The organism is Faecalibacterium longum (assembly GCF_040094125.1).
Lineage (GTDB): Bacteria > Bacillota > Clostridia > Oscillospirales > Ruminococcaceae > Faecalibacterium > Faecalibacterium longum.
Genome location: NZ_JBBNIH010000071.1, coordinates 1 through 4996 on the forward strand (window position 1 = coordinate 1; position 4996 = coordinate 4996).

2 protein-coding genes and 2 tRNA genes are annotated in these 4996 nt (G+C 58.1%); 2 read left to right on the forward strand and 2 right to left on the reverse strand.

Annotated elements, in window-relative coordinates; all coding sequences use genetic code 11:
• Nucleotides 1–101 precede the first annotated feature (101 nt).
• Nucleotides 102–2351 carry a DNA gyrase subunit A gene (locus AAAU26_RS01640; protein WP_158403045.1) on the reverse strand — a complete coding sequence of 750 codons (2250 nt, stop codon included), beginning with the start codon at nucleotides 2349–2351 and terminating at the stop codon, nucleotides 102–104.
• A gap of 169 nt (nucleotides 2352–2520) precedes the next feature.
• Complete coding sequence (locus AAAU26_RS01645) at nucleotides 2521–4512, reverse strand: DNA gyrase/topoisomerase IV subunit B (protein ID WP_015565875.1); 1992 nt, start codon at nucleotides 4510–4512, stop codon at nucleotides 2521–2523.
• 307 nt (nucleotides 4513–4819) lie between these two features.
• On the opposite strand from AAAU26_RS01645, the gene AAAU26_RS01650 reads away from it, so the two are divergent.
• Nucleotides 4820–4895, forward strand: a tRNA-Phe gene (locus AAAU26_RS01650).
• A gap of 29 nt (nucleotides 4896–4924) precedes the next feature.
• A tRNA-Gly gene (locus AAAU26_RS01655) sits at nucleotides 4925–4996 on the forward strand.

Consider the following 4996-nt stretch of genomic DNA (forward strand, 5'->3'; position numbering starts at 1 on the left):
CGCCTCGAAAGTAGCGGGTGCTTTTCTGGTTCTCTTTTGGCACGCAAAAGAGAACTTAGCCCAGCGAAAAAGCGCTCCATCCTGCGCCGCAGGCGCAAAGATCATAGCAGCGTCATCTGCTCCCCTTCATCCTCCGCGCGAATCAGCGCACCCGTAGCCGGCAGGCTGCGGACGCGGTAGCGGTGGGGATTTGCCAGTTCCAGCGTGTCCGCCGGGACGACGGAGGCGATGGTCTGGTTCTTTTTCAGGGTCACGACCGCCACACCCTGGCTGTCGCGGGTGGTCTTTGCAGCGATCTGCGCCGTGCCGACCAGGAGCATCCGTCCCGCGCTGGTGCGAATCGCAAGCTCCGTCTCCTCGGGCAGGAAGAACATCGTCGCCAGCGGCTCTTTGTCGCAGTAGGCTTTCAGCAACTTGCGGCGGTTCTGCTTGGTGGCGTAGGAGCTGAGCGGGATTTTTGCGCACTTGCCGCTGGCAAAGAAGAAGAGCATATGGCCGCTGTAGTCGGAGGTAATGACCATGGAGAGGATGTTCTCGCCCTCGTCCATGCCCAGACGGCCCGGCAGATAGATGCCCATCTGGGCCACCTTGCCGTCTTCCAGCTCGGCCAGACGCACCTTATACACCTGCTGCATATCCGTAAAGAACAACGCTTCTACGTTGTTCCGCGTCTCCACCTGCTGGACGATCTCGTCGCCCTCCTTGAGCTTGTGCGCACCGGCAGTGCGCAGGCTCTGGGGCGGGATCTTCTTCAGATAGCCCTCGCGGGTGAAAAAGACGGTGACGGGATAATCCGGCACAGCCTCTTCCTCGGCGCCGCTCTCTTCCTCGGGCAGGTCGTAGAGGATCTCGCTGCGGCGGGGCTGGCCGTACTTCTTTGCCACGTCGGCCAATTCCTTCATGATAATTTTGCGGATGCGGGCAGGCTTTGCGAGGATGTCGTTCAAATCAGCGATGTCAGCTTCCAACTGCTCGATCTCGCCGGTGCGCTTGAGGATATATTCCCGGTTGAGGTGGCGCAGCTTGATTTCAGCCACATAGTCGGCCTGCACTTCGTCGATGCCAAAGCCTATCATCAGATTGGGGACGACTTCCGTCTCCTCCTCCGTGGTGCGGATGATGTGGATGGCCTTATCGATGTCCATCAGAATCGCCGCCAGACCCTTGAGCAGGTGGAGGCGCTTTTCCTTGCCGTGGAGGTCATAGTAGGTGCGTCGGCGGACGCATTCCATCCGGAAGGCCGTCCACTCCTGCAAAATTTCCCGCACGCCCATGACCCGGGGCTGGCCCGAGACAAGGATGTTGAAGTTGCAGCTGAAGCTGTCTTCCAGCGGGGTGGCCTTGAAGAGCTTGGCCATCAGCTTGTCGGCGTCCACGCCGCGCTTGAGGTCGAGGGTGAGCTTGAGGCCGTTCAAATCAGTCTCGTCGCGCATATCGCTGATCTCTTTGATCTTGCCCGCCTTGACCAGCTCGGCGATCTTGTCCATGATGGCCTCCACCGTGGTAGTGGGCGGTATCTGGGTGATCTCAATCATGTTCTCGCCCGGCACGGCGGCGTAGCGGGCGCGCACCTTCACGCTGCCGCGGCCATTCTCGAAGATGTCCCGCATCTGGGCTTCGTCGTAGAGGATCTGGCCGCCGCCCACGAAGTCCGGGGCGGGCATGGTGGTGGAGATGTCGTGCTTTGCATCCTTCATGAGGGCGACGGTGGTGTTGCACAGCTCTGCCAGATTGAAGGAGCAGATGTTGCAGGCCATACCGACGGCGATGCCCAGCGTGTTGTTGGCCAGAATGGTCGGGAATGTCACGGGCAGAAGGGTCGGTTCAGTGGTGGTGCCGTCGTAGTTGGGGACGAAGTCCACCGTCTCTTTGTCGATGTCCCGGAACAGCTCTTCGCAGACACTTTCCAGTTTTGCTTCGGTGTAGCGGGCCGCGGCGCAGGACATATCGCGGCTGTAGGCTTTGCCGAAGTTGCCCTTGCTGTCCACGAACGGCACCAGCAGGCTCTCGTTGCCCCGGCCCATGCGCACCATGGTGTCATAGATGGCGGCATCGCCATGGGGGTTCAGGTGCATGGTGCTGCCCACGATGTTCGCCGACTTGGTGCGCGCGCCCTTGATAAGGCCCATCTCATACATCGTATACAGCAGCTTGCGGTGGGCGGGCTTGAAGCCGTCGATCTCCGGCAGCGCGCGGCTGACGATGACGCTCATCGCGTAGGGCATATAGTTCGTTTCCAGCGTGCGGGTGATGGGGTCTTCCAGCACACTGCCGGCGTTCAGTATCTCAACGCCCTCGCCCAGCTGGGGGCGGACAGGCTTTGCAGTTTTTTTGCTCGATTTTTTTGCCATTGTAAATCCTCTTTACTAGAGTTCCCTCGTAACTCAACCTCTCAGTCTCGCTACCGCTCGACAGCTCCCCTAGCGAGGGGAGCCTCTGGCGAAGAGGGAAAGCTTTTCCGAAATGCCAAAGCCTCCCCTCCGTAGGGGAGGTGGCAATGCGAAGCATTGACGGAGAGGTTTAACTCACATCCAGATCATCCAGATACTCTGCGCCGTGCTGGGCGATATGCTCCTTGCGGCCTGCGAGGTTGTCGCCCAGCAGGATGTCGAACACCTGCGCGGTGCGCTCCACGTCGGTAGGCATCACCTTGATGAGGCGGCGGCTCTCGGGGTTCATGGTGGTCAGCCACATCATCTCGGGGTCGTTCTCGCCCAGACCTTTCGAGCGCTGGATGGTGTATTTCTTATCGCCGATCTCCTCGAGGAATGTTGCCTTCTCGGGTTCCGTGTAGGCGAAATAGGTGCGGTCTTTCGTGGTGATCTCGTACAGCGGCGACTCCGCGATATAGACATAGCCCTCGTTGATGAGGGTGGGGGTCAGGCGGTAGAGCATGGTCAGCACCAGTGTGCGGATCTGGTAGCCGTCCACGTCGGCATCGGTACAGATGACGATTTTATTGAAGCGGAGATTGTCGAGGTTGAAGGTGGCAAGCTCCTTGTTGTGCTTGCCGCCCAGCTCCACGCCGCAGCCCATGACCTTGATGAGGTCCACGATGACGTCCGACTTGAAGATGCGGGCGTAGTCGGCCTTGAGGCAGTTCAGGATCTTGCCGCGGATGGGCATGATGGCCTGATATTCACTGTCGCGGCTGGTCTTGACCGCACCCATAGCCGAATCGCCCTCGACGATATACAGCTCACGGCGGGAGGCGTCCTTGGTGCGGCAGTCCACGAACTTCTGCACCCGGTTCGCGAGGTCGATTTGGGTTGAGAGTGTCTTTTTGATGCTCTGGCGCGTTTTTTCGGCATGCTCACGGCTCTGCTTGTTCACCAGCACCTGCTGACAGATCTTCTGGGCCTCGTCGGGCTTTTCGAGGAAGTAGACTTCCAGATAGTGCTTGAGGAAGTCGGTCATGGCCTGAGAGACGAACTTGTTGGTGATAGCTTTTTTTGTCTGGTTCTCATAGCTGGTGCGGGTGGAGAAACTGGACGAAACGTACACCAGACAGTCCTGCACATCCTGAAAACTGATGGCACTCTCGCCCTTTTTATAGAGGTTCTTATCCTTCAAATACTTGTTGATCTGGTAGACGAAGGCCGTGCGGACGGCGTGCTCCGGGCTGCCGCCATGCTCCAGCCAGGACGAGTTGTGGTAGTATTCCAGCAGCTGCACCTTGTTGGAGAAACAGAACGCCGCGCTCATCTTTACCTTATAGTCAGGCTGGTCTTCGCGGTCACGGCCAGTAGCTTCGCTCTCGCAGCTGAACACCGGGGTCAGGCTGTCCTCGCCCGCCGTCTCAGCTACATAGTCGGCGATGCCGTGCTCATAGCACCAGCTCTCCTTCCACGGCTTGCCGGTGGCGGGGTCTTTCTCCTTTTCGTCGGTGAAGTTGAGGGTCAGGCCCGCGTTGACGACAGCCTGACGGCGGAGGACATCTTTATAGTAGCTGCCGGGGACATCGATGTCGGTAAAGACCTCATCGTCCGGCTTCCAGTGGATGATGCTGCCGGTGCGGCGGCCCTTGTAGGGTTCTTTGTGCAGGCCGCCCACATTCTCGCCCTTCTGGAAGTCGAGGTGGTAGTGGAAGCCGTCGCGGTAGATGTCAGCAGTCATCCATGCCGAGGCGTACTGGGTGGCGCAGAGGCCCAGACCGTTCAGACCGAGGCTGAATTCATAGTTGTCCTCGCCCTCGCCGTACTTGCCGCCTGCGTACATCTCACAGAACAGCAGCTCCCAGTTGTAGCGCTCTTCACCCTTGTTCCAGTCCACGGGCATACCGCGGCCAAAGTCTTCGACGATGACACTGCCATCCTTGCAGCGGGTGACGTTGATGGTGTCGCCGTGGCCGTCGCGGGCCTCGTCGATGGAGTTGGAGACGATCTCAAAGATGGAGTGGGCGCAGCCCTCCACGCCGTCCGAGCCGAAGATGACGGCCGGGCGCTTGCGCACACGGTCGGCACCCTTCAGCGAAGTGATGCTTTCGTTGCCATATTCCTGTTTTCTTGCCATGCTGCTCCTCCCGGCCCCCGGAATGTTCTTGCAGTGGAGCCGTCTCAAACGCTTTTGCTATATATAGGTATCTATTCCCACAGCGGGAGAAAAGCGATTCTTTTCATTCTTATTTATTAAACCATAGGTTGTTGAAGATGTCAAATATTCTTTCCCTGTCTGCCGCCCGCAAAAAGCGTCAGAAAAGTCAGTCTTATTTTAGACGATAACACGGGCAAAATAAAGAAAGTTCAAAAATTCTCAAAAAATTTTGCATTTACCCCTTTACAAAATCGAAATTTCAGGTATAATAATCATCGTCCGGTGCGCCTCTGTAGCTCAGTCGGTAGAGCAGGGGACTGAAAATCCCCGTGTCATTGGTTCGATTCCGATCGGAGGCACCAGTCAGGAGACCCAACAGGGTTTCCAATATGCGGCCGTAGCTCATCTGGTAGAGCGCCACCTTGCCAAGGTGGAGGTAGCGAGTTCGAGCCTCGTCGGCCGC